Annotated in this window: 20 protein-coding genes and 1 pseudogene; 8 read left to right on the top strand and 13 right to left on the bottom strand. The window is 62.4% G+C overall.

Translation table 11 applies throughout. From position 1 onward, the window contains the following. Window positions 1–7 precede the first annotated feature (7 nt). On the top strand, window positions 8–1240 hold the full coding sequence (locus D886_RS0107110) for an OprD family porin (protein ID WP_027593238.1): 1233 nt from the start codon (window positions 8–10) through the stop codon (window positions 1238–1240). 38 nt (window positions 1241–1278) lie between these two features. After that, a complete protein-coding gene (paaZ, locus tag D886_RS0107105) occupies window positions 1279–3333 on the top strand; it encodes a phenylacetic acid degradation bifunctional protein PaaZ (protein WP_027593237.1) in 2055 nt (684 codons plus the stop codon). A gap of 54 nt (window positions 3334–3387) precedes the next feature. Here paaZ and D886_RS0107100 read toward each other — a convergent pair whose 3' ends face one another. From D886_RS0107100 to D886_RS0107090, 3 genes and pseudogenes are all read right to left on the bottom strand, one after another. Further along, the gene (locus D886_RS0107100; protein ID WP_027593236.1) at window positions 3388–3657 is read right to left on the bottom strand and encodes a DUF6555 family protein; all 270 of its coding nucleotides are present in this window, start codon (window positions 3655–3657) and stop codon (window positions 3388–3390) included. 90 nt (window positions 3658–3747) lie between these two features. Beyond that, a pseudogene (locus D886_RS0107095) lies at window positions 3748–3903 on the bottom strand (general stress protein); the annotation flags it as partial. 193 nt (window positions 3904–4096) lie between these two features. Then, a complete protein-coding gene (locus tag D886_RS0107090) occupies window positions 4097–4648 on the bottom strand; it encodes an ATP-dependent Clp protease proteolytic subunit (RefSeq protein WP_027593234.1) in 552 nt (183 codons plus the stop codon). A gap of 216 nt (window positions 4649–4864) precedes the next feature. Between D886_RS0107090 and D886_RS0107085 the strand changes: the two genes are divergently transcribed. Genes D886_RS0107085 through D886_RS0107070 form a run of 4 tightly spaced genes read left to right on the top strand, consistent with a single transcriptional unit; the run spans window position 4865 to window position 8710 of the window. Beyond that, complete coding sequence (locus tag D886_RS0107085; protein WP_027593233.1) at window positions 4865–5782, top strand: DUF72 domain-containing protein; 918 nt, start codon at window positions 4865–4867, stop codon at window positions 5780–5782. Continuing rightward, a complete protein-coding gene (locus tag D886_RS0107080) occupies window positions 5779–6564 on the top strand; it encodes an endonuclease/exonuclease/phosphatase family protein (RefSeq protein WP_027593232.1) in 786 nt (261 codons plus the stop codon). Before D886_RS0107085 ends, D886_RS0107080 begins: the two co-directional genes overlap by 4 nt. Next, window positions 6561–7763: a cardiolipin synthase ClsB gene (clsB, locus tag D886_RS0107075; RefSeq protein ID WP_027593231.1), complete on the top strand. Its 1203-nt coding sequence runs from the start codon at window positions 6561–6563 to the stop codon at window positions 7761–7763. Before D886_RS0107080 ends, clsB begins: the two co-directional genes overlap by 4 nt. Next, entirely contained in the window at window positions 7763–8710 is a 948-nt protein-coding gene (locus D886_RS0107070) for a lysylphosphatidylglycerol synthase domain-containing protein (RefSeq protein ID WP_027593230.1), read from the top strand. Before clsB ends, D886_RS0107070 begins: the two co-directional genes overlap by 1 nt. A 168-nt stretch (window positions 8711–8878) precedes the next feature. On the opposite strand, the gene D886_RS0107065 is transcribed toward D886_RS0107070, so the two are convergent. After that, window positions 8879–9340 carry a hypothetical protein gene (locus D886_RS0107065; RefSeq protein WP_027593229.1) on the bottom strand — a complete coding sequence of 154 codons (462 nt, stop codon included), beginning with the start codon at window positions 9338–9340 and terminating at the stop codon, window positions 8879–8881. 64 nt (window positions 9341–9404) lie between these two features. Then, complete coding sequence (locus D886_RS0107060) at window positions 9405–10106, bottom strand: FadR/GntR family transcriptional regulator (RefSeq protein ID WP_027593228.1); 702 nt, start codon at window positions 10104–10106, stop codon at window positions 9405–9407. A gap of 97 nt (window positions 10107–10203) precedes the next feature. Between D886_RS0107060 and D886_RS0107055 the strand changes: the two genes are divergently transcribed. Then, a complete protein-coding gene (locus D886_RS0107055; protein WP_027593227.1) occupies window positions 10204–10947 on the top strand; it encodes a FadR/GntR family transcriptional regulator in 744 nt (247 codons plus the stop codon). Here D886_RS0107055 and D886_RS0107050 read toward each other — a convergent pair. The 8 genes from D886_RS0107050 to D886_RS0107015 all read right to left on the bottom strand — a co-directional run bounded on the left by D886_RS0107050 (window position 10935) and on the right by D886_RS0107015 (window position 21108). Further along, window positions 10935–12746 (bottom strand): glycosyl hydrolase family 28 protein, encoded by a 1812-nt coding sequence (locus D886_RS0107050; RefSeq protein ID WP_027593226.1) that lies wholly within the window; start codon window positions 12744–12746, stop codon window positions 10935–10937. The two genes, D886_RS0107055 and D886_RS0107050, sit on opposite strands and share 13 nt — an antisense overlap. Window positions 12747–12889: 143 nt before the next feature. Further along, window positions 12890–13663 (bottom strand): ABC transporter ATP-binding protein, encoded by a 774-nt coding sequence (locus D886_RS0107045; RefSeq protein WP_027593225.1) that lies wholly within the window; start codon window positions 13661–13663, stop codon window positions 12890–12892. Window positions 13664–13673: 10 nt separating this feature from the next. Further along, entirely contained in the window at window positions 13674–14513 is an 840-nt protein-coding gene (locus D886_RS0107040; RefSeq protein WP_027593224.1) for an ABC transporter ATP-binding protein, read from the bottom strand. An 11-nt stretch (window positions 14514–14524) separates the two neighbouring features. After that, entirely contained in the window at window positions 14525–15442 is a 918-nt protein-coding gene (locus D886_RS0107035) for an ABC transporter permease (RefSeq protein ID WP_033694009.1), read from the bottom strand. A 62-nt stretch (window positions 15443–15504) separates the two neighbouring features. Further along, window positions 15505–17115: an ABC transporter substrate-binding protein gene (locus tag D886_RS0107030; RefSeq protein WP_027593222.1), complete on the bottom strand. Its 1611-nt coding sequence runs from the start codon at window positions 17113–17115 to the stop codon at window positions 15505–15507. A 54-nt stretch (window positions 17116–17169) separates the two neighbouring features. Continuing rightward, complete coding sequence (locus D886_RS0107025) at window positions 17170–18207, bottom strand: ABC transporter permease (protein ID WP_027593221.1); 1038 nt, start codon at window positions 18205–18207, stop codon at window positions 17170–17172. 66 nt (window positions 18208–18273) lie between these two features. Further along, window positions 18274–19884, bottom strand: a complete 1611-nt coding sequence (locus D886_RS0107020) for an ABC transporter substrate-binding protein (protein WP_027593220.1) — start codon at window positions 19882–19884, stop codon at window positions 18274–18276. Between the two features lie 69 nt (window positions 19885–19953). Next, window positions 19954–21108 (bottom strand): mandelate racemase family protein, encoded by a 1155-nt coding sequence (locus D886_RS0107015; protein ID WP_027593219.1) that lies wholly within the window; start codon window positions 21106–21108, stop codon window positions 19954–19956. Between the two features lie 360 nt (window positions 21109–21468). Between D886_RS0107015 and D886_RS0107010 the strand changes: the two genes are divergently transcribed. Continuing rightward, window positions 21469–22194, top strand: coding sequence for an oligogalacturonate-specific porin KdgM family protein (locus D886_RS0107010; protein ID WP_027593218.1), 726 nt, complete (start codon window positions 21469–21471; stop codon window positions 22192–22194). Window positions 22195–22247 lie beyond the last annotated feature (53 nt).

The following is a 22247-nucleotide window of genomic DNA, read 5'->3' as shown; positions in this document are numbered from 1 at the left end:
AACAACAATGAACCGCACTCGCTTCTCTTCTGCCGCTTGGCTTGCCACGCTCGCCCTGCCCTTGCCGGCCATGGCCGACTTCGTCAGCGACAGCCATGCACGCCTGGAACTGCGCAACCACTACATCAACCGCGATTTCCGCCAGAGCAATGCTCCGCAGGCCAAGGCCGAGGAATGGGGCCAAGGCTTTACCGCCCGCGTGGAGTCCGGTTTTACCGAAGGCCGGGTGGGCTTCGGCGTGGACGCCATGGGCCAGCTGGGTCTCAAGCTTGACTCCAGCCGCGACCGCCGCAACACCGGCTTGCTGCCCTTTGGCCCGAACAGCCACGAGCCTGTCGATGACTACAGCGAGCTGGGCTTGACCGGTAAAGCACGGGTTTCCAAGAGCACCCTGCGCCTGGGCACCCTGCAGCCGATCCTGCCGGTGGTGGTGTACAACGACACCCGTCTGTTGTCTTCCACGTTCCAGGGCGGCCTGCTGACCAGCCAGGAGCTCAATGGCCTCACCGTCAACGCCGGGCGCCTCACCAAGGCCAACCTGCGCGATTCGTCCGGCCGCGATGACATGGGCTACGGCGCAGCCAGCAGCGACCACCTGGATTTCGGCGGCGGCAGCTATGCCATCACCCCACAGACCAGCGTCAGCTATTACTACGCCAAGCTCGAAGACATCTACCGCCAGCAGTTCGTCGGCCTGGTCGATACCCGTCCACTGGGCGAAGGCCTGAGCCTGCGCAGCGACCTGCGCTATTTCGACAGCCGTAACGACGGCGCCGAGCGTGCCGGCAACATCGACAACCGTAACTTCAACGCCATGTTCACCCTCGGCGTCAGGGCGCACAAGTTCACCGCCACCTGGCAACAGATGTCCGGCGACAGCGCCTTCCCCTTCGTCAACGGCGGCGACCCGTTCACCGTCAACCTGGTGACCTACAACACCTTCACCCGCGCCGGGCTCGATTCCTGGCAGGTGCGCTACGACTACGACTTCGTCGCCATGGGCATCCCGGGCCTGAGTTTCATGACCCGCTACACCGACGGCCGCCACGCCGAGACCGCCACGGTCAGCAACGGCCGTGAGCGCGAACGCGACACCGACCTCACCTACGTCATCCAGAGCGGCCCGTTCAAAGACGTCAGCCTGCGCTGGCGCAACGTCACCTTCCGTTCCGGCAATGGCCTGACCAATGCCGTGGACGAGAACCGCCTGATCATCGGCTACACCTTGGCGCTGTGGTAACAGCGCCCTTCCCCCATTAGAACAGCATGGAGAACAGCATGTCTGACGCCCCAACCCTGCAAAGCTTCATTGCCGGTCGCTGGATCGGCCAGCACGGCGCCCAGGCCCTGCGCAGCGCCTTGAACGGTCACGTTCTGGCCTACAGCCATGAAGAGCGCCCGGATTTCGCCGAAGCCGTGGACTTTGCCCGCGCCCGTGGCCTGGCCGCCCTCATGGCCATGGACTTCCAACAGCGCGCCGCACGCCTCAAGGCCCTGGCCTTGTACCTGGCCGAGCGCAAAGAGCAGCTGTACGCCTTGTCCCACCACAGTGGCGCCACCCGCGCCGACAGCTGGATCGACATCGAAGGCGGTAACGCCACACTGTTCGCCTATGCCGGCATCGGCAGCCGCGAACTGCCCTCCGGCAACCTGGTGCACGAAGGCCCTGCAATACCGCTGGGCAAGCAAGGCCACTTTGCCGGCAGCCATATCCTGGTGCCACGTGCCGGGGTCGCCGTGCACATCAACGCGTTCAACTTCCCGATCTGGGGCATGCTCGAGAAGTTCGCCCCGACCTTCCTGGCTGGCATGCCGTGCATCGTCAAACCCGCCACCTCGACCAGCTACCTGACTGAAGCCGTGGTGCGCCTGATGAACGCGTCGGGCCTGTTGCCCGACGGCAGCTTGCAGTTGGTGATCGGCAGCACCGGCGACTTGCTCGACCGCTTGCAGGGCCAGGATGTAGTGACCTTTACCGGCTCCGCCGATACCGCCGCCAAACTGCGCGTGACGCCGAACCTGATCCGCAACTCGGTACCGTTCACCGCCGAAGCGGATTCGCTGAACTGCGCGATTCTCGGCCCGGACGTGACCCCGGACAGCGAAGAGTTTGACCTGTACATCAAGGAGGTGGCCCGCGAGATGACCACCAAGGCCGGGCAGAAATGCACCGCCATCCGCCGCGCCATCGTCCCGGTCAAGCATATCGATGCCGTCGCTACCCGCCTGCGCGAACGCCTGAGCAAGGTGGTGGTGGGCGACCCTTCAGTGGAAGGCGTGCGCATGGGCGCCCTGGCCTCGCATGACCAGCAGCGCGACGTCGGCGAGCGTGTACGCAGCCTGCTGCAGAGCTGCGACCAGCTGTTCGGCGCCAGTGACGGTTTTGCGCCGCGTGGTGAGGGTGTTGCCGAGGGCGCGTTCTTTGCGCCGACCCTGCTCCAGGCCCGCGACCCGCATGCTGAAGGTGGTGCGCACGATATCGAAGCGTTCGGCCCGGTCAGCACGCTGATGGCCTACGATGACCTTGACGAAGCCCTGACCCTGGCTGCCCGCGGCAAGGGCAGCCTGGTGGCGACCCTGGTCACTGCCGACCGCGCCGTTGCCGCCAAAGCCATCCCGGTGGCGGCTGCCTGGCACGGCCGCCTGCTGGTGCTGGACCGCGAAGCCGCGCTGGAGTCCACCGGGCATGGCTCGCCGCTGCCGCAACTCAAGCACGGCGGCCCCGGCCGCGCGGGTGGCGGTGAAGAGCTGGGCGGCCTGCGCGCAGTCAAGCACTACCTGCAGCGTGCGGCCGTACAAGGCTCACCGAGCATGCTCACGGCAGTAACGGGCGAGTACGTGCGCGGCGCAGAAGTGATCGAGAGCGAAGTGCACCCGTTCCGTCGCTACTTCCAGGACTTGCGTATCGGCGAGTCACTGTTAACCCACCGCCGTACGGTAACTGAGGCAGACCTGGTCAACTTCGGCTGCTTGTCGGGTGACCACTTCTACATGCACTTCGACGAGATCGCCGCCAAGGAATCGCAGTTTGGCAAGCGTATCGCCCATGGCTACTTCGTGCTGTCGGCAGCGGCAGGCCTGTTTGTATCCCCTGGCGCCGGCCCGGTACTGGCCAACTACGGCCTGGATACCCTGCGCTTCATCAACCCTGTAGGCATTGGCGATACGATCCAGGCGCGCCTGACCTGCAAGCGCAAGATCGACCAGGGCAAGGCTAGCCCGTTGGGGCAGCCGCAAGGCGTGGTGGCGTGGGACGTTGAGGTTACCAACCAGCTGGGTGAGCTGGTGGCCAGCTATGACATTCTGACCTTGGTATTGAAGAAGGTTGACTGAGTAGCCTACCTGCCAAACGATGGGCTGCCTCGCAGCCCATCGCTCATTCATTCATCAACCCACCACGGCTGGGTCACCCACCGATTGATTGGGCTTGCTCCCGGAAATACGCCAGCTCACGGCGGTAATCCCATACCGTTCGGCCATTGGCCTGCTGACTTTCTTGATCTTTTCCCGCCCGAATTTCGGAATGATGCCGATGCCCGCATCACAGCTGGCCCAATGCCAGGCCTCGGCATTGTCCAACCGTTCCAGGCGGATGATGAAACTGCGCGGTTGGCCATGCAGTTGGTAGTCGATGATGTACAGCTGTGGACCAGGCATCGCAGGGGCCTCCTCTTCTCCATGGATGACCTTTTGATTGATCTGGGCAGTGCCAGAAAATTCAAAAAATTTGCCAACCTAGGTCAATCGCTACGGTCGCCGTCCGCCGCCATGGCTGTTCTGGCCACCCTTGCGGCCGGCTTCAGCGGCGCGTTCACGGTCGTTGGCGAAGTTGCCGCCCGACACCTTGCCGCCTTTGTGCCCGGCGCGGGAGGCTTTTTCCCGGTCGTTGGCGAAATTGCCCGAGTTGGTTTCCTTGGTGCCGCCGCGCTGGCTGGTACGTTCTTGATCACGTGCCATGTGGTATCTCCTTGCGATGGAAAGGTTGCTGGGCCGTACCTTGATTCCGAGCCAGCAAACACGGGCAATGCTCAATCGAATTGCACACGGCTGACGGGTGGCGCCAAACGTCCCCAGGCCAAATGCTTGCGTGGCGGCATTAGGCATGCACGCTCCACTGGGTGGAATCGGACTCGATCGGCAGTTCGTCGATGGCATGGATCAGCCCGCTCTCCAGTGCCTCCTCGGGCCCCAGTATTCGCGGGTAGGCCATCAGGTAACGGGGCACGTCCAGCACTTCGGCACTGCCTTCGGTTCGCTCTGCCACGATTTGAGCGTACAGCCGCAGGTCGTAATCCAGGCTCATGGCGTATTCGGCCATCCTGGCGTGGTCGACCGACCCGTGCAGCGTCCAATGGAAGGGGTGAAACAGGAACTTGCTGAACGCGCAGGCGGTGCGATGTTCGCCCGCCAGAAACAGGATGTTGCCCATCGATTCCACCGTCCCCAGGTTGTGGGTATGCAGCGGAATCGGCAGCGCCCGCAGGAAGTTGTACAAGGTAAACCCGTAGCTGCACTCCCCGCCCATGGTCGCGATGTTCAGTTGCAGCAGCTGTGCGCCCTGCTGCATGGCGCGCGAACAGGTGTTGATCAGGTTGCCGCAAGTGGATGAGTTGATCGGCCCGGTGAAATGGATGATGTGTCTGGCCATGTTTGCCTCCAGGGTTGGCGGTTCATGCCGGTGAATGGCCAATCCGTCATGGGGGTGTAGTCGTCTTTTGCACCCGCTATGCGGTGGAGACGCCAACCGCGGCAAAGTTCAACTCTGCGTGCATTCCCCGTTGGTCAACCGTGCTGAACCTCACGGCCGCGCATCAGTCGCACCTTCAGAGCGACCTCTCAAAAAGCTGGCAATGAGGAAGGCAGCGTGAGCGAGATCCGTATTGGTATATCAGGTTGGCGCTATGGCCCTTGGCGCAAGGATTTCTACCCCAAAGGGCTGCGCCAGGACAGTGAACTCGCGTTCGCCTCGCGGGCAGTCAACAGCATCGAGATCAATGGCTCGTTCTACAGCCTGCAGACGCCCGAACGGTATCGGGGGTGGCGTGAGGAGACGCCGGACGGCTTTGTATTCTCGGTAAAGGCACCGCGCTACATCACCCATGTACGGCGGCTCAAGGACATCGAAGCGCCGGTGGCCAATTTCTTTGCTTCCGGGCCTTTGTTGCTGGGCGACAAGCTGGGCCCGTTTCTGTGGCAGTTCCCACCCAACATGAAGTTCGACGAAGCACGCTTTGCGCGGTTTCTGGCGCTGCTGCCGCGTAACCGAAAAGCGGCGCGCGAATGCGCACAAGGGTGTGACGAGCGGCTCAAGGGCAATGGCGGCACTGACATCAAAGGCAACGCACGCTTGCGCCACGCCGTGGAAATCCGCCACGAGAGCTTTCTTTGCGAAGCCTTCGTGAAGCTGTTGCGCAAACACCGTGTGGCGCTGGTCGTGGCCGACAGTGCAGGGAAATGGCCCTATGTCGAAGATGTCACGGCCGATTTCGTCTACATGCGCCTGCACGGTGATGTGGAGCTCTACAGCAGTGGCTACACGGCGCAGGCCTTGCGCCGCTGGAAACAGCGCATTCTGCGCTGGAGCCAAGGCAGCCAGGCCGACGACGCACACACCGTGCTACCCGGCGCACCGCCCAAGCGGGCCACGCGTGATATCTACTGCTACTTCGACAACGACCAGAAGGTCCATGCGCCCTACGATGCCCGGCGCCTTCTGGAGAAGTTGAAGCTGGACTATGACCTGCTCACCGAACCCGGTGTCGAGCCGGAGGTTGAGCTGTGAACAAGACCTTGCCCACACCGCGTTGCATCATCGACAACGTCACCACGGTGCAAAGGCTGACCGTGCTGACCCTCAACGTGCACAAGGGCTTCACCGCCTTCAACCGGCGTTTCATCCTGCCTGAGCTGCGCGATGCCGTGCGCGCCACCGGCGCCGACCTGGTGTTTCTTCAGGAGGTGCACGGCAGCCACCAGCAGCATGCCGAGCGCCACGCAGCCTGGCCGGAAACGCCGCAGTACGAGTTTCTGGCCGACAGCATGTGGCCGCAGTTCGCCTATGGCCGTAACGCTGTGTACCCCCATGGCGACCACGGCAATGCCTTGCTGTCGAAATTCCCCATCAGCCAGTTCGACAACCGGGATGTTTCCATCGACGGCAATGAGCAGCGTGGCCTGCTCCATTGCCGCCTGGAGGTGCCTGGGCATAAAGAGGTGCATGCAGTGTGCGTGCACCTGGGCCTGCGGGAATCACACCGCCAGCGCCAGGTGCGCCTGTTGCTGGAGCTGCTCGACAGCTTGCCGCCCGATGCGCCGGTGATCATTGCCGGCGATTTCAATGACTGGCGCCTGAAAGCGGATGTGGCGCTGTCCGAACACCTGGTCGAAGCCTTTGGCGAGCGTTTCGGCACCCCGGCGCGCAGTTTTCCGGCGCGCTTGCCGCTGCTGCGGCTTGACCGCATCTACCTGCGCAATGCCATGCCGAGCAAGGCGCAGGTGCTGTCGAAATACCCATGGTCGCACCTTTCCGACCATGCCCCCCTCACTGCGGAGATCAGCCTATGAACCGACCTTGGCTAGAGGGCAACAGCGTGCAGCTGTTGATCAATGGCGAACAGTATTACCCACGCGTGTTTGAAGCGATGGCCCAGGCGCGGGAGGAAATCCTGCTGGAGACGTTCATCATCTTCGATGACAAGGTCGGCCAGCAGTTGCAGCAGGTGTTGATAGACGCCGCGCAGCGCGGCGTGCGCGTCGAAGTGGCGGTCGATGGTTACGGCACTGCCGACCTGCCCGACACCTTCATCTCGGCCATGACCGAAGCCGGCGTCAACTTTCATGCCTTCGACCCACAGCCCAGGCTGGTGGGCATGCGCACCAACCTGTTCCGCCGCCTGCACCGCAAGATCGTGGTCATCGATGGGCAGCGCGCGTTCATCGGCGGTATCAACTACAGTGCCGATCACCTGGGCGACTACGGCCCCATGGCCAAACAGGACTATGCCGTGGAGGTTACCGGCCCGGTGGTTGCGCAAGTGCATGCCACCAGCCGTCGCCTGATGTCCCCCGTGCTGCAGCCACCCAGTGAGGTGCGGCCTGTCACCGAGCCCACCGGGGCTATCACTGCCCTGCTGGTCGAGCGCGACAATGGCCAGCGCAGAACGGCCATCGAAGCCCAGTACCTGCAAGCCTTCCGCGCTGCCCGGCAGCGTATCGTGGTGGCCAATGCCTATTTCTTTCCGGGTTACCGGTTGCTGCGGGAGCTGCGCAATGCGGCGCGGCGTGGGGTGGACGTGACCTTGATCTTGCAAGGCCAGCCAGACATGCGCTGGGTGCGGGCCTTGTCGCGGCTGCTGTACAACTACCTGCTGCGTGACGGTGTGCACATTCATGAATACTGCCGCCGGCCTTTGCATGGCAAGGTCGCGCTGGTCGATGACCAGTGGGCCACTGTCGGCTCGAGCAATCTCGACCCCTTGAGCCTGTCGTTGAACCTTGAAGCCAACCTGTTCATCCGCGATCACGGCTTCAACCAACAATTGCATCAGCACCTGCAGTCGCTGGCCAGCGAACAGTGCAAGGCCGTCACCCTGGAGCGCATGGTCCGCGGTTACTGGTGGCGGGCGCCGCTGATTTTCCTGTGCTTCCACGCCATACGTCACTTTCCGCGCATTGCCGGCTGGTTCCCGGCGCACCGCCAGCGCCTGCGCTCGGTGCAGCCGGAGGTGGAAGCCCACGGCGATATGCATGAGGGCCAGACGTGATGGCCCGTAAACGTTGGCAAATCTGGGCCAAGCGCCTGTTCACCTTGCTCTTCCTTTTGTTGATTCCAGCCTTGCTGTTCATGCTGGCGCGCAACCTGGACTGGAACGAGGTGCGCCAGTCGCTGCTGGCCTACAAGCCTGGCACTTTAGCGATCGGGTTGGCGGTTGCGCTGTTCAGCTACCTGACGTTTGCCAGCTACGACCTGCTGGCGCGTGCCTATACAGGCCACAACCTGCCTGCCAGGCAGGTGTTGCCTGTGGCTTTCGTCTGTTATGCCTTCAACCTCAACTTCACCACCTGGGTGGGCGGCGTCGCGTTGCGTTATCGGCTGTACGGCCGGCTAGGTCTGGATACCGCGACCATCACCCGCATCCTGACCCTTGGCTTACTCACCAACTGGATGGGCTACATGCTGTTGGCGGGTACGGTATTCGCCCTGCGCCTGGTAGACCTGCCGGACAGCTGGGCAGTCGGGGCAACGGGGTTGCAACTGATCGGTTTTGGCTTGCTGGCAATCGCCATCGGCTACTTGCTGGCCTGCGGCTTTGCGAAAAAACGCACCTGGCAATGGCGTGAGCACGAAGTCACCTTGCCTGGCTGGCGTCTGGCGCTGGCCCAAGTTGCCCTTGGCGCCAGCAACTGGGCGTTGATGGCCCTGCTGATCTTCTGGTTGCTGCCTGGGGAAGCCTTCTACCCGTCGATCCTCGGGATACTGCTGATCAGTTGCGTAGCGGGCGTGGTTGCGCACATCCCGGCCGGGCTTGGGGTGCTTGAAACGGTATTTCTGGCGTTGCTGCATGGCCAGATGCAACAGGGCACGCTGGTAGCGGCATTGCTGGGGTATCGCACGCTGTATTACCTGCTTCCGCTGCTGTTGGCAGTGATCACGTACCTGATTCTGGAGAAACGCGCCAAGGCCATGCGCCAGCGTGATAATCCGGCCTAGCGCTCTACAGGGCATCGGCGCGGGGAATTGGGGCTGCTGCGCAGCCCATCGCCGACAAGCCAGCTCCTACACGGAATCTCGCTCTCCTGTAGGAGCTGGCTTGCCTGCGATGGGCCGCGCAGCGGCCCCCTTGGCCCTAACAAACGGCCAGCGTGGTACAGCGAGCGCTTAGGACTTATCCTCCTCATCAACCACATCATCGGTCCACGGCTCACCGTCCAATGGCGCCGAACGCGCCAGTTCAGCCTCATCCAACCCAAAGCCGCCGCCAATCTCATTAGCATTGACCTGCCGCAACGACTGGTCTGCCGGCCCTTCGCCGTCACCCTCTTCAAACGGGTCGCGAGCACCGGTCTCGTCCAGCAAGGTATCCGGGCTCATGTCGTCATAAGTGACGTTGTCTTCGTGCAGGCTGTCGCTCAACGCTTCGCCACCCGTCATGCCGCTTTCGGCGACGCGCTGTGGCGGAAACTCCTGCTCATCTTCACGGGCAGGTCGTTCGTCGCCCACCCGCCCTTCGCGTTCGTCGTGACGGTCACTGAAGTCCAGCTCATGGACACTGCCCATGCGGTCTTCGGTGTCGTCGATTTCGGTAGGTGTGTAAGGCTTGGGTTCATCGGGGCGAGACATGTGCGTACTCCGTCAGTGGGCTATACACGGTCGACTGCGCCCACCACGGGAAAATTCAGAGTTTTTACGCCGCGGGCTGGGCCGCTTGTTGCGCACGGTGCAGTTCATTGGTCAGGTGCAGCCGCATCGCTGCCCGGGCGGCATCGGCGTCCTGGTGCGCGAGTGCAGCATGAATCTGCTCGCGCTCACGCACCTGTTGTGCGCGTTGCTGTTGGGCAACGTTGCTCTGCGCGCCACGCATCAGGGTATCGGCCAGGTGGCGCATGGCATCGATAAAGAAGCTGTTGCCGGTGCACAGGGCAATTTGCAGGTGAAACTCGAATACGATGCGCGTGCTGTCCTGGTGCAACGGCCCCACGGCATTGGCTTCGCCCAGGGCGTCGGCAATGGCCTGCAACTGGCTTGACGTAGCACGCTGCGCAGCAAGCGCGGCGCACTCCACCTCCAGGCTCAGGCGCAATTCGATGAGCGCCACCGCATCGAGGGCGCTGCCCTTCTCGTGCTGGCTGTCCTGAAAGTCGCCTGGCCGGGTGGTGTCGACCACGAACGTGCCGATGCCTCGGCGGGTCTCGACCAGGCCCTCTGCCTGCAGCCGCGACATCGCTTCGCGAACCACGGTACGGCTGACCTTGCGCGCCTCGGTAAAGGCTTGTTCGGTCGGCAACTTGGTGCCTGCCGGTAGCTCGCCGGCCAGAATGCTACGTGACAGTTCAAGCACCAGTTGCTGGGCCAGGCTGACACGTCGTTCAGGGTTGACACGCTCCATCAGAGGATCCATTCAAAAACCAGACGATGAACGATTGTAACCGCAGTTTTACGTCAAAACGCACTATAATGCCCGCTGATCTCACAAGAGCACGATGATGTCTGACCTCACGGCTATTGCCCGAATCAAACCTCGCCGCCTGGCCGAATCGTTGGTCGAACGCTTTGCCCAACGCATGCGTGACGGCACCCTCAAACGCGGCGACAAACTGCCCACCGAAACGCAGATCATGGCCGCCGAAAGCGTCAGTCGCTCGGTAGTGCGTGATGCCTTGTCGCGTATGCAGGCGGCAGGCCTGGTCGAGACCCAGCATGGCGTCGGCACCTTCGTCCTCGACATGCCGGCACCCGAAGGCTTCAACGTCGGGCCCGCCACCATTGTGCTGTTATCCGACGTCCTCGACCTGCTGGAGTTCCGCCTAAGCCTGGAAGTCCAGGCTGCAGGCATGGCCGCCGAACGGGCCACGCCACAGGCCATCGACGAGCTGGAGCAAGCGTTGCAGGCGTTGCTGCAAGGCCCGGAAAAGTCCGGCAGTACCACCAACGCCGACTTCCAGTTCCACCTGAAGATCGCCAAAGCGGCCGGCAACCCGTACCTCATCGACATCATGAAACACCTGGGCACCAAGCTGATCCCGCGCACCCGGATGAACTCCGCCTATACCGGGCAGAGCAACCGCAGCACCTACCTGGCGGGGATCAACGCCGAACACCAGCAAATCTTCGATGCCATCGTCAGCAAGCAGGTCGATGCGGCGCGTGCGGCCATGTTCCTGCATTTGAGCAATAGCCGCATGCGCCTGCGCGAGGCGCAGAAACACCAGGCTGTCTACAGCGAGTGAGCCGCTTCAGGCGCCGGTTGCACATCCTCGAAGATCAACCCGTCGCTGGCACTGACCTGCCACGGGTTGGCACTGCCGGTTTCGCTGAAGTGGACCGTGTCGAACCGTGAGCCCTTCAAGCCATCGATCTTGGCCTTGGCCGGCCCGCTGAAACGCACCCGCTCGAAGGACAGGCCTTGGTGGTAAGCGCCGTGCAGGCTGTCGCCCTTGACCTCGATCGCCGCCAGTTGGGCATTCTCGACCGTGACATTGCTAACCCGCACATCGCGGAACTGGCCGGCGATGGTCGACTTCTTGTAGTCCAGCTTGGCGTTCGGGTCGTTGTAGTCGAGGGTGAAGATGAACGCCTGCTTGACCGTATTGCGCATCGCCGAATCACGGAACACCACATTACGCGCGCCACCGCCCATGAAATTGGTGCTCTTCATGCGTAAGCCGGTATCGGTGCCGTCAGAAACGTTATCTTCGGCCAGGATGTTCTGGATCCACGCCCCCGTGTGGCTGCCAGCCACGACCATGCCGTGGCCCTTGCGGAAGTAGTTGTTGAAGATCCACGCGTCTTCCTGGGGCCTTTGCTTGACCGCATCGGCGCCGGTGCCGGCTGCGAAGTTGACGCAGTCATCGCCGGTGTCGAAGAAGTTGTTGAACACCAATGCGCCGCGGCTGTTGGCGAATTCGATGCCATCGCCGTTGTTGGCGTCGTAGGTCTTGTGCGTGGTGTTGGCCAGCACCACGTTCTCGGTCTCCAGGTTCATGATGCCGTGATAAGCCGGGTTGAGGACCGTGAAGCCGCCGTAGAACACGTTCTTGACGTTGCGCAAGGTGACCAGCGACGAGCGCATTTGGCCATAGGCGTCCTTGACGTTCATGCCTTCGGCCACGGCGCGAGCGACCTGGGCCTTGGCCAGCACGCCGTCCTGCAGATAGCGGGTGTTGTCGCTCGGCAGGTAGAACGGCAGCGGTTGGCCACGTTCATCGACGATGTCGGCGTTGCGCTTCCAGCCGTTACCATCAATCACCCCTTTGCCGACGATACGAATGTTCTCGAATGCCTGGTGCGCACGCGGGTCACGCGGCAAGGCGTTGATCAGCGAGGCCGGGCGTACGGTGGTGGAGTACGGGTACTGGATATAGCCATCGCGGGGGTAGTCTTCGGCGCGCTCGGACCCGAGCAGGGTCGCGCCCTCGGCGATTTCCAGGGTCATGTTGCTTTTGAGGTACAGCGCGCCGCTTTTGTAGGTACCTGCTGGCAGCAGCACTTTGCAGCCGACGGTACAGGCGTCGATGGCCTTCTGGATGGCGGCGGTATCGAGGGTCTGGCCGTCGCCCTTGGCGCCATAGTGGCGCACGTCGAACAGTGCCGGCACGGCGGTCGTACGTTGGACGATTACCGGGCTGTCGGCCGATTCCTTGCCGGCGTGGTCCACCGAACGCACGGTGAAGCGGTATTCAGTGTCGGGGGCTAGGCCAACTGCGGTGTAGCTGTGGATGGCGATACGGTGGTGGAAATTGCGCGTGTCCTGCTCGTAGAAGCGGTCGATATAGGGTTTGGCCGGGGACACGTGCCCGTTGTTGGCGTTGCTGCCACCGAGCAGCTTGCCATTGGCGTAGACGTGGTAATCGGCGATGTCGGCAGGGTCGGCGGGTTTCTCCCAGACCAGGATTATCTGCTGGTCGTCGTAGGCCAGCGTCGGGACCAGGACTTTGCTCGGCGCTTCGAGTGCCCAAAGGGGTGAACTGAAGCCGAGTGCCAGGACAGTCAGCAGTGATTGGGTGGTCGCGGTGTTTGCATGCGGCATGGGGTTATCTTCCTTGTTATAGCGCTATGCACAGTCGTTGTAGGAGCAGCCTTGTGCTGCGAAGAGGCCATCCCAGCCAAAGAAAAACGGTGGGTAATACAGGCCTCTTCGCAGCGCAAGGCTGCTCCTACACAAAGCGTGTGTCAGCTGACGTTACGTACTGATTCAGCACTGAAATCGCGGCTGGCCTGCACCAGCATGCGGGTGTAGTCGTGGCTGGCCAGGTCCTGGCTCAAGGCTTGGCTGTCCAGGCGCTCGACAATCCGCCCCTGTTGCATCACCGCGACCTTGTCGCACAAATGGCTGACCACACCCAGGTCGTGGGTCACCATCAGGTAGGTGAGTTTCTCGCGCTGACGCAGGTCCGCCAGCAGGTTGAGAATCTCTGCCTGCACCGACACATCGAGCGCCGACGTCGGCTCGTCCAGCAGCAACACCCGGGGTTCGAGAATCAGCGCCCGGGCGATCGCCACGCGCTGACGTTGCCCGCCTGACAGCTGGTGCGGGTAGCGGTAACGGAAGCTGTCGTTCAAGCCGACCTTGACCAGGATGTCGTTGATGCGGTCATCGCGCTCGCCCAGGCCATGAATGGTCAATGGCTCGCGCAACGCGGTGTCGATGGTGTGCCGCGGGTGCAGCGAACCGTAAGGGTCTTGGAACACCATCTGGACCTTGCGAAAGTGCTCCTTGGGCAGTTTGTGCTGCAGCGGGACGCCGGCAATGCTCAGCGCCCCGCTCCAGTGCCGGTACTGCCCGGCCAGGCAGCGCAAGACCGTGGTCTTGCCCGAACCCGACTCGCCCACCAGGCCGAACGACTCGCCGTCTTCGACCGTCAGGTCGACATCGTGCAGCACCTGGTTGCAGGCGGCGCCCACACCAAAACTCAGGTTCAGCGATTGTGCTTGGATCATGCTCATGTCAGTTCCCTCAGCAGGTGAGCCACAGCGGGTCGCGTTGCAGGACCGGCAGGCGTGGGCGGCGGTTGTCCATGCTCGGCAGGGCCGCCAGCAGGCCACGGGTATAGGGGTGTTCGGCATATTGCAGGTCGCAGGCGGCCAGCGACTCGACCACCCGCCCGGCGTACATCACCAGCACTCGGTCGCAGTAATTGCGAACCAGGTTGAGGTCGTGGCTGACGAAAATCAGCCCCATCTGCTGGTCCACCACCAGTTCTTCGAGCACATTGAGCACCTGCTGGCGTACCGACACATCCAGCGCCGAGGTCGGTTCATCCGCGATGATCACCTCCGGGTTGGTGATGACCATCATGGCGATCATGATGCGCTGGCCCATGCCGCCGCTGACTTCATGCGGGTACAGGTTGTAGACCCGCTTGGGGTCACGGATATGAACCTTTTCCAGCATCAGCAAGACCCGCTCGCGGGCCTCGCTGCGGCTGGCCTTGTGGTGCGCCAGGTAGGCTTCGGCAATCTGATCGCCCACCTTGACCACCGGGTTGAGCGAGTACTTGGGGTCTTGCATGATCATCGAAATGCGCTGGCCGCGAATCTTCTGCATGGCCTTTTCGCTGGCACTGAGCAAGTCGACATCGCCGAACTGCAGGGCCTTGGCAGTGATCTGCGTGCTATTGGGGTGCAGCTTGAGCAAGCTGCGCCCGACGGTGGACTTGCCCGAACCGGACTCGCCGACAATGGCGAGCTTCTCGCGGCCCAAGGTGAACGACACATCGCGTACCGCGTGCATTTCTTTCTTGCCATTGACGAAGCGCACATTGAGCGAATCGACAGTGAGTTTGAGCGTCGACATAAAGCCTCCAGTTACTCGCTACGCGGGTCGAGAATGTCCCGCAGGCCATCGCCCAACAGGTTGAACGCCAGGCTCACCAGCATGATCGCAGCCCCCGGTACGGCCACCAGCCACCAGCATTCGAGCATGTAGCGTCGGCCGGTGGAGATCATCGCGCCCCACTCCGGCAACGGCGCCTGCGCGCCCAGGCCAAGAAAGCCCAATGCAGCCGCGGTGAGGATGATGCCGGCCATGTTCATGGTCAGGCGGATGATCACCGACGACAGGCACATCGGCACGATGTGGCGCAGGATGATCCGCGTCGACGACGCGCCCTGCAGCTCGACCGCAACGACGAAGTCAGCCTTGCGCAGCGACAGCGTTTCGGCCCGCGCCAGGCGAGCGATCGGCGGCCATGAGGTCAGCGCGATGGCGACCACGGCATGCTCCAGACCAGGGCCGAGCGCAGCAATGAACGCCAGCGCCAGCACCAGGCTTGGGAACGAGATGAAAATATCGGTGATGCGCATGAACACGGTGTCGACGACGCCACCGAAATACCCCGACACCGTGCCGATGAACAACCCGATCGGGCCGACGATCACGGTCACCAGGGTAATGATGTACAGGGTGATGCGTGAGCCGTACACCAGCCGGCTGAAGATGTCGCGGCCGTACTCGTCGGTGCCGAACCAGTGCGCGGCACCGGGTGCCTGCAGGGCGTTGGCGAGGTTCTGCACGACCGGGTCATGGGTGGCGATCCACGGCGCGAAGGCGGCGACCACCACCAGCAGCAAGGCCACCAGCAGGCCAGCCAGGGTCATCGGGTTGCGCAGCAGGTGGCGCAGCACCCGCAGGCTGCTTTTGTACAGCGCATCGACACTGGACGCAGGTGTGTTGTCGGCCTGCGGCTTGTCGCTTGAAACGGTAGAAGACAGGTTGGCAATCATCGGCATGTTCTCGATGTGAAATCATGGCCACCTGGGGCGCCCGCAGACGCCCTCGGCAGTGTTCAGCGTTGCTTGTAGACGCCCAGGTAACGGGTCGCCTCGGCGTCATCGCCGGTGAAGCCCTTGACGTCCACTGCACTGACGGCGGTGTCGGTCATCTGCGAGATCATCATGATCGGGCCGACCTGTTGGTCGTAACGCTGCTGTGCCTGGTGGTACAGGTTCAGGCGCTTGCCGGCGTCACGCTCGACCCCAGCCTGGTCGATCAGCGCATTCAGCTGTTGGTCGAAGAACGACGCGCGCCAGCCCTGGAAGTTGGGCAGCCCGGCGGCATCGCTGTTGTCGGGGTTGTAGACGAAGGTGCGCAGGCTGAAGTACGGGTGCGGGTAGCGTTCGGCCCCACGGGCCACGATCATTTCAAAGTTGCGCGCACGCATGGCGCCGTACACCTGGTTGCCGGTGCCGGTGACGATGCTGGCCTTGATGCCGCCTTCGGCCAGGGTCGATTGCATGCGCGCGGCAATGTCGATAAAGGGCGGTTCGGACAGCGTCCTTAGGGTGGTGCTGAAGCCTTGCGGGTAGCCGGCTTCGCTCAGCAACGCCTTGGCTTTGGCCACGTCGAGCCGGTAGCCAGGGTCTGGCAGGCGCGCGTCCAGGCCCAGTTGCATCGGCTGCTGGTTGAGCATGCCGTAATGCGGCATGACCTGTTCGTCGATGCCTTTGTAGTCGATCAGGTAACGTACGGCTTCGCGCACCTTCGGGTTGGCGAACTCGGGCTGCTTCATGCTCATCGCCACGTAGTACATGGTGCCGCGCTGCAGGGGCTGCACCTGCAACTGGTCAGAGCGCTCGACGGCTTTGATATCCGGTGCGGCCATGCCGTAGGCGAGGTCCAGGTCGCCGCGTTCGAGCATCAGGCGCAGCGATTGCGACTCGGTCATGTGCCGCACCAGCACCCGCTTCATTTTCGCCGGGCCAGCCCAGTAGCCGTCGAAACGGTTCATCACCAACGCATCGTTGGCACTCCACTTGGCCAGCGTGAACGGGCCGCTCCCCGCTTCATGGGTGACCAGCCAGGCGGCGCCGAGGTCGCCGTTTTTTTCATGCTTCAGCACTTCTAGGCGGTCGACAATGACCGCACTGGGCGAGGTCGCCAGCGAGTCGATCAGCAGCAGCGGGTCGGTCGGTTGTGGCAAGTCGACCACCAGGGTCTGCGCATCGGTGGCGCGAATCAGCGCCTGGATGTTGTCCACGTTGTAGCCGTAGGCCTTCCAGGTGGTGGCCAGGCCGAAGTTGAGCTTCATCACCCGGTACAGCGACCAGGCCACGTCCTCGGCGGTTAGCGGGTTGCCGGAATGGAATTTGACGTCGTTGCGCAAATGGAAGGTGATCTGCTTGCCGTCTTCGCTGATGTCCCAGCGTTCGGCCAGCTGTGGCAGGTGTTTTTCCGGGTTGCCCTGGTCGCGCTTGACCAAGGTGTCGTACAGGTTGGCGTTGACCCCGGAGGCATCCAGGCCCGGCGCATTGGCCGGGTCGATGGAAAACAGGTTGACCATGCTCATGCCGACGATCAACTGGTCGGCAGGGGTCTTGGCCTGCACGGCGGCCATCGGCGCCAGGGCCAGGATTGCACCCAGCAGGCTCATGTGCAGCGGGGGAAGTGCAGTCTTCATGTGGGCGTCCTTCTTTTTATAGTTATGCAATGTGTTCACGCAGCCCCTGAGGGCTTAGCGGGTCCTTGGGTCGAACACCTTGTACAGGGCATCGCTGATCAGGTTGAGGGCGACGAAGATCAGGCCGATCACCAGCACGCAGCCCATTACCGCGTTCATGTCACCGAGCATCAGGCTGCTGGTGAGGTATTGGCCAAAGCCTGGCCAGGCGAACACCGTCTCGATCAGCACCGCGCCTTCGAGCAGCGAGCCGTAGGCCAGCGCCACCACGGTCAGCAGTTGCACGAGGATGTTGCGAAACGCATGGCCCCACACCACTTGGCGCCGCGACAGGCCCTTGACCCGCGCCGTGATGATGTATTCCTGCGACAACTGCTCGAGCATGAAGCTGCGCGTCATGCGGCTGATATAGGCCACCGAGTTCAAGCCCAGGATCAGCCCCGGCAAAATGATGTGGCGCAAGGCACTGCTGAACGCCTCCCAGTCACGCGCCAGGGCGGTGTCGATCAGCAGCAGGCCGGTCACGTCGGGGACCATGCCGTCGTAGGCGAGGTCGATACGCCCTGCCCCGCCCGCCCAGCCGAGCCAGGCGTAGAACACCAGCAGGCCCATCATGCCCACCCAGAAAATCGGCGTGGAGTAACCGAACAACGTGATCACCCGGGCCACATGGTCGCCCAGCTTGCCCTGGTTGCTGGCGGCAACCACACCCAGCGGCAGGCCGATGAGGATGCCGAACAGGATCGCCAGCGTGGCCAGCTCGATGGTCGCCGGGAACACCCGCTTGATGTCCTCCAGCACCGGGTGGCCAGTGAGCAGCGCATTGCCGAAATCACCGTGCAGCAAATCGTTGAGGTACAGCCCGAACTGGGTCCAGATCGGCTTGTCCAGGCCCATCGCCTGGTAGACCTGGTCATAGGTGGAGCTGTCGGCGTCCGGCCCGACCACGGCCAGCACCGGGTCCAGCGGCATCACCCGACCAATGAAGAATGTCAGCGCCAACAGGCCGAGCAAGGTCACCAGGACCGTGCTGGCCCGTCGGGCAGTGGCAGACACGCGCGTGCCCAGCACAGAGGCAGTCGAAAGCAACATAACAGGCTCCTGAAAAAGCGTTCAGCAAACACCGAGGCGTAAGGGGCGCGGGCGCCCCCGTCCCGCTCATCGCGACTTGTAGACGTCTTTGTAACGGGTGGTGGCCGCGCTGTGGGCCTGATAGTTCTGCACGTCGTGGTACAGCACCACGGTGTCGGTCATCTGCGACACCGGCAGAATCGCGCCCACTTGGGCGTCCAGGGACGTCTGGATCTGCTGGTACTGGGCCAACTGGCGCGCCTTGTCCGGTTCCACTTCGGCTTGCTCGATGAGGGTGTTCAACTCAGGGCTGTAGAATGACGTGCGCCAGCCCTGGAAGTTGCTCAGCTTGGCTTCATCACGGTTGTCCGGGTTGTACACCAGGGTGCGCAAGCTGGAATGCGGGTGCCGCTCGGCACCGCCGCCGCCGCGGCCCACCAGGATGTCGAAGCTGCGTTCGCGCATGGCGCCGTAGATCTGGTTGCCGGTGCCGGTGACGATGGTGGCCTGGATGCCGGCCTGGGCCAGGGTGGCCTGCAGGCTGGAGGCAATGTTGATGAACGGGGGTTCGGTGAGCACGCGGATGGTGGTCTTGAAACCATTGGGGTAACCGGCTTCTGCCAGCAGTTTTTTTGCTTCGGCCACGTTCAGGCTATAGCCGGGATCGTCCAGGCGTGCCGGCAGGCCTAGTGGCAGCGGGCGCTGATTGAGCTGGCCGTAATGCGGCATGACGGTCTGGTTGATGCCCTGATAGTCGATCAGCGAACGCACGGCCTTGCGCACGCGGGCGTCGTCGTAGGGTTTTTGTTTGACGCTCAGCGCCACGTAGTAGAGCGTGCCGCGCTGCACGGTCTCGGTGCGCACCTTGTCGGACTTCTCCAGCGCCTCGATGTCCGGGGCGGACATGCCCTTGGCCAGGTCCAGGTCGCCGCGCTCCACCATCAGCCGCAGCGACTGCGATTCGGTCATGTTGCGCATGACGATGCGCTTGAGCTTGGCCGGGCCACCCCAATAGCCGTCGAAACGGCTCATCAGGATCACGTCGTTGGCACGCCAGTCGTTGAGGATGAATGGGCCGCTGCCAGCGGCATGGGTGGTCAGCCAGGCGGCGCCCATGTCGTCGCCCTTCTGGTGCTGCTGAACGACCTTGCGGTCGAGGATGAACGCGCTGGGCGAGGTCGCCAGGGTGTTCAGCACCAACAGCGGGTCGGTCGGCCGCGGCAGTTCGAGGACAAAGGTGTGTTCATCGCTGGCGCGCATGTATTGGGCGACGTTGCCCGCCGTGAAGCCGTAGGCCTTCCAGGTCGAGGCCAGGGCCAGGTTGAGCTTGAGGATGCGCTGCAGTGACCAGGCGACGTCCTCGGCACTGAACGCGTTGCCGGACTGGAACTTCACGCCTTCGCGCAACTTGAAGGTGAGGGTCTTGCGGTCATCGCTGACCTGCCAGCTTTGCGCCAGCGCCGGCACCAGTTGGTCCGGTTGCTGCGCGTCCTGCACCAGCAGCATGTCGTACAGGTTGGCGTTGACCTCGGAAACGTCCAGCCCGGTGGCACCGGCTGGGTCGAGGGACAACAGGTTGATCATGCTCATGCCGACGATCAACTGGTCGGCCGGCGTCTTGGCGAAAGCAGCAGGTACCGAGGTCATTGCCAGCGATGCAGCAAGGACCCCTGCCCAGAATGTGGGGAGAACGCTCATGTGAGATTGCCTTTTTATAGTTATTGGACTCTCGGGCGGCACGCGAGGGCGCGTGCCGCCATGCACGAATCAGAAGCGTTGCAGCGTGTGGGTCTCGACGTAGTCAAAATCGATCTCTTCACCCAGGCCCGGCAGGTCCGACAGGTGCACGAAGCCGTCCTTGTCCATCGGGTCGACCAGGCGCTTGAGGTAGGCCGGTACTTCGTCGTAGTCGAGGAACGGGTGCAGCAGGCCGCGCTCGTACCAGGTGCAGTTCTTGATCGCCCCGACCACGGCCAGGTTGGCTGCGCCGTTGCCGTGGATCTCGCAATCCATGCCAAATGACTCGGCCATGTGCGCCACCTTCAGGCATGGGGCGATGCCACCGACCCCGGCAACCCCGGCACGCAGGATGTCACACACATCGTTCTTGACCCAGCTGGCCCGGCTCAGGTGCTTGCCACCCAGGCTTTCCGGGCCCAGTACCGGGATGTCCAACTGGCTAGACAGCCAGGCATAGGATTCGGCGGAGTCTTCCATCATCGGCTCTTCGAACCAGGCGAAGTCGAGCTTTTCCAGGGCGCGGCCGATGGTCAGGGCGTCGGTGCGGCTGTACCAGTGGTAGCCGTCGATCATCAGGGCGATGTCCGGGCCGACTGCCTCGCGCACCGCGGCGCAGGCCTTGATATCCATGCTCAGGCTGGGCGCGAACGACACAGGCGGCATCCAGGTGTGCAGCTTGATCGCTTTATAGCCGCGCTTGACCAGGGTTTCGGCAAAGCGCCCGTATTCCTCAGGGGTCGACAGGCCACCTTCAAGCTCATCGCCACACATGGTCGAGCCGTACGCAGGCACCTTGTCGCGGTAGCCACCAATCAACTTGTGCACCGGCACATTGAGCTTGCGCCCGGCCCAGTCCCACAAGGCCTGCTCGACCAACGCCAGGGCGCGATCGGTCAACTGGCTGGCACTGCCGCGCTGCCAGTGGGCGAGGTCGTGCCAGATCTTCTCGCGGTCGAAGGCGTTTGCGCCGACCAGCACTTTGCGCACGAAACCATCGAGCACGTAGGGGCGGATCAGTTCAGGGGCACCCAGTGCATAGCCTTCGTTACCGCATTCGGTGGTGATGCGCAGCAGCGCCATCTTGGCCTGGGTTACGTCACCGGGGTGGGCATGGCCGGCGCTGTCGACAGCGCGGCGCGTGGGGTAGGAAAAAACCTGGACGTTTACAGCAGTGATGATCATGGACGTCTGAGCCTTCTTATTGGATTTGTGGCGGGTGAGTCACGCTCTGGAGGTCATCCTACGTCATCATACAACTTTTGAAAAGCACCCCTTAAAAACTTTAAAAAATGGCTTCGCCTTCTGATTTTTTACCTCTTTTGGGATACCTATCGCATTCCTATGGTTGCAGTAAAGCCTCTATATCAGGCATTTCAAAGGCGAGCCGAAAGGTCATCCGACAACCACTGAAGAAATCGTAGACAACCGAAATGTTGTACGATAACTTTGCCGCATCTGATCGCGGCGCCCTGCCCCTTACCGCATCCGATCGTGACCACCCGCTTCAAAACGACCTCAACAAAAACAAGAAAAGAAGATCGAATGAACACCACACTCCGCAACCTCATTGCTGTCAGTACACTCGGCCTGTCGTTTTATGCCTGCGCAGACTCGGCCAGCATCAACTACCGCCACGGCTACACCGAAGACGACAGCATCCATTCCGACCGGATCAAGCTGAACTACCGGATGGACACTGGCCTGGGCTTCGCCGCCGAGATCAAGTACAAGACCGCCGGCGACCGCGAGGACGTGGCGTACGACAACATGGTCAACAACGGCCATGAGTTCACCGTGGACTACAACTACAAGCTGAGTCCCAAGTCGACCCTTACCCCCGCGTTCCAGATGGACAGTTCCAAGGACGCCACCACCTACAAGTTCGGTTTGAAGTACAACTACAAGATCAGCGACACCTGGTACGTCGCCACCCGTGTGCGGCACGACGCGCGCAACCTCGACCGCGACCAGATCGACCACTCCAAGGCAGATCGCGCCAAGGACAACCAGAACACCACTCGGCTCGAAGGCTGGCTCGGCTACACCCCGAAAGGGCCGTGGGCCTTCGAGTACCAGTACATTTATTTCGACACCGACTACATCCGCTACGACAACAAGAAGAGCGACTACGAGCAGAACCTGATCGTCAAGTACAAGCTCAACAAGCAGTGGGCGCCGTTCATGGAAGTGGGTGACATCAAGGTCAACGCCTACACCGACGACCGCCAGGCCCGCTGGCGCCTGGGCATCCAGTACAACTTCATGTAATGCCGCGCTGCCGGGTGCCTGCCAGGTGGCCCGGCGTTGTCGCCCAACTACCC

Origin of the sequence: Pseudomonas sp. LAIL14HWK12:I7 (assembly GCF_000483465.1) — a bacterium.
In the GTDB taxonomy this organism is placed as follows: Bacteria; Pseudomonadota; Gammaproteobacteria; order Pseudomonadales; family Pseudomonadaceae; genus Aquipseudomonas; species Aquipseudomonas kermanshahensis.
Note: the sequence above shows the minus strand (reverse complement) of the source record. Positions and strands in the feature narration are given on the sequence as shown.

Excerpts from the sequence above, each read along its gene's own strand:
- D886_RS0107050 (WP_027593226.1), bottom strand. The coding sequence starts at position 12,746 with ATGCCGCATGCAAACACCGCGACCACCCAATCACTGCTGACTGTCCTG.
- D886_RS0107065 (WP_027593229.1), bottom strand. The coding sequence starts at position 9,340 with ATGTCTCGCCCCGATGAACCCAAGCCTTACACACCTACCGAAATCGAC.
- D886_RS0107110 (WP_027593238.1), top strand. The coding sequence starts at position 8 with ATGAACCGCACTCGCTTCTCTTCTGCCGCTTGGCTTGCCACGCTCGCC.
- D886_RS0107040 (WP_027593224.1), bottom strand. The coding sequence starts at position 14,513 with ATGTCGACGCTCAAACTCACTGTCGATTCGCTCAATGTGCGCTTCGTC.
- D886_RS0107010 (WP_027593218.1), top strand. The coding sequence starts at position 21,469 with ATGAACACCACACTCCGCAACCTCATTGCTGTCAGTACACTCGGCCTG.
- D886_RS0107060 (WP_027593228.1), bottom strand. The coding sequence starts at position 10,106 with ATGGAGCGTGTCAACCCTGAACGACGTGTCAGCCTGGCCCAGCAACTG.
- D886_RS0107025 (WP_027593221.1), bottom strand. The coding sequence starts at position 18,207 with ATGTTGCTTTCGACTGCCTCTGTGCTGGGCACGCGCGTGTCTGCCACT.
- D886_RS0107030 (WP_027593222.1), bottom strand. The coding sequence starts at position 17,115 with ATGAAGACTGCACTTCCCCCGCTGCACATGAGCCTGCTGGGTGCAATC.
- D886_RS0107070 (WP_027593230.1), top strand. The coding sequence starts at position 7,763 with ATGGCCCGTAAACGTTGGCAAATCTGGGCCAAGCGCCTGTTCACCTTG.
- D886_RS0107100 (WP_027593236.1), bottom strand. The coding sequence starts at position 3,657 with ATGCCTGGTCCACAGCTGTACATCATCGACTACCAACTGCATGGCCAA.
- D886_RS0107015 (WP_027593219.1), bottom strand. The coding sequence starts at position 21,108 with ATGATCATCACTGCTGTAAACGTCCAGGTTTTTTCCTACCCCACGCGC.
- clsB (WP_027593231.1), top strand. The coding sequence starts at position 6,561 with ATGAACCGACCTTGGCTAGAGGGCAACAGCGTGCAGCTGTTGATCAAT.
- paaZ (WP_027593237.1), top strand. The coding sequence starts at position 1,279 with ATGTCTGACGCCCCAACCCTGCAAAGCTTCATTGCCGGTCGCTGGATC.
- D886_RS0107090 (WP_027593234.1), bottom strand. The coding sequence starts at position 4,648 with ATGGCCAGACACATCATCCATTTCACCGGGCCGATCAACTCATCCACT.
- D886_RS0107045 (WP_027593225.1), bottom strand. The coding sequence starts at position 13,663 with ATGAGCATGATCCAAGCACAATCGCTGAACCTGAGTTTTGGTGTGGGC.
- D886_RS0107055 (WP_027593227.1), top strand. The coding sequence starts at position 10,204 with ATGTCTGACCTCACGGCTATTGCCCGAATCAAACCTCGCCGCCTGGCC.
- D886_RS0107020 (WP_027593220.1), bottom strand. The coding sequence starts at position 19,884 with ATGAGCGTTCTCCCCACATTCTGGGCAGGGGTCCTTGCTGCATCGCTG.
- D886_RS0107035 (WP_033694009.1), bottom strand. The coding sequence starts at position 15,442 with ATGATTGCCAACCTGTCTTCTACCGTTTCAAGCGACAAGCCGCAGGCC.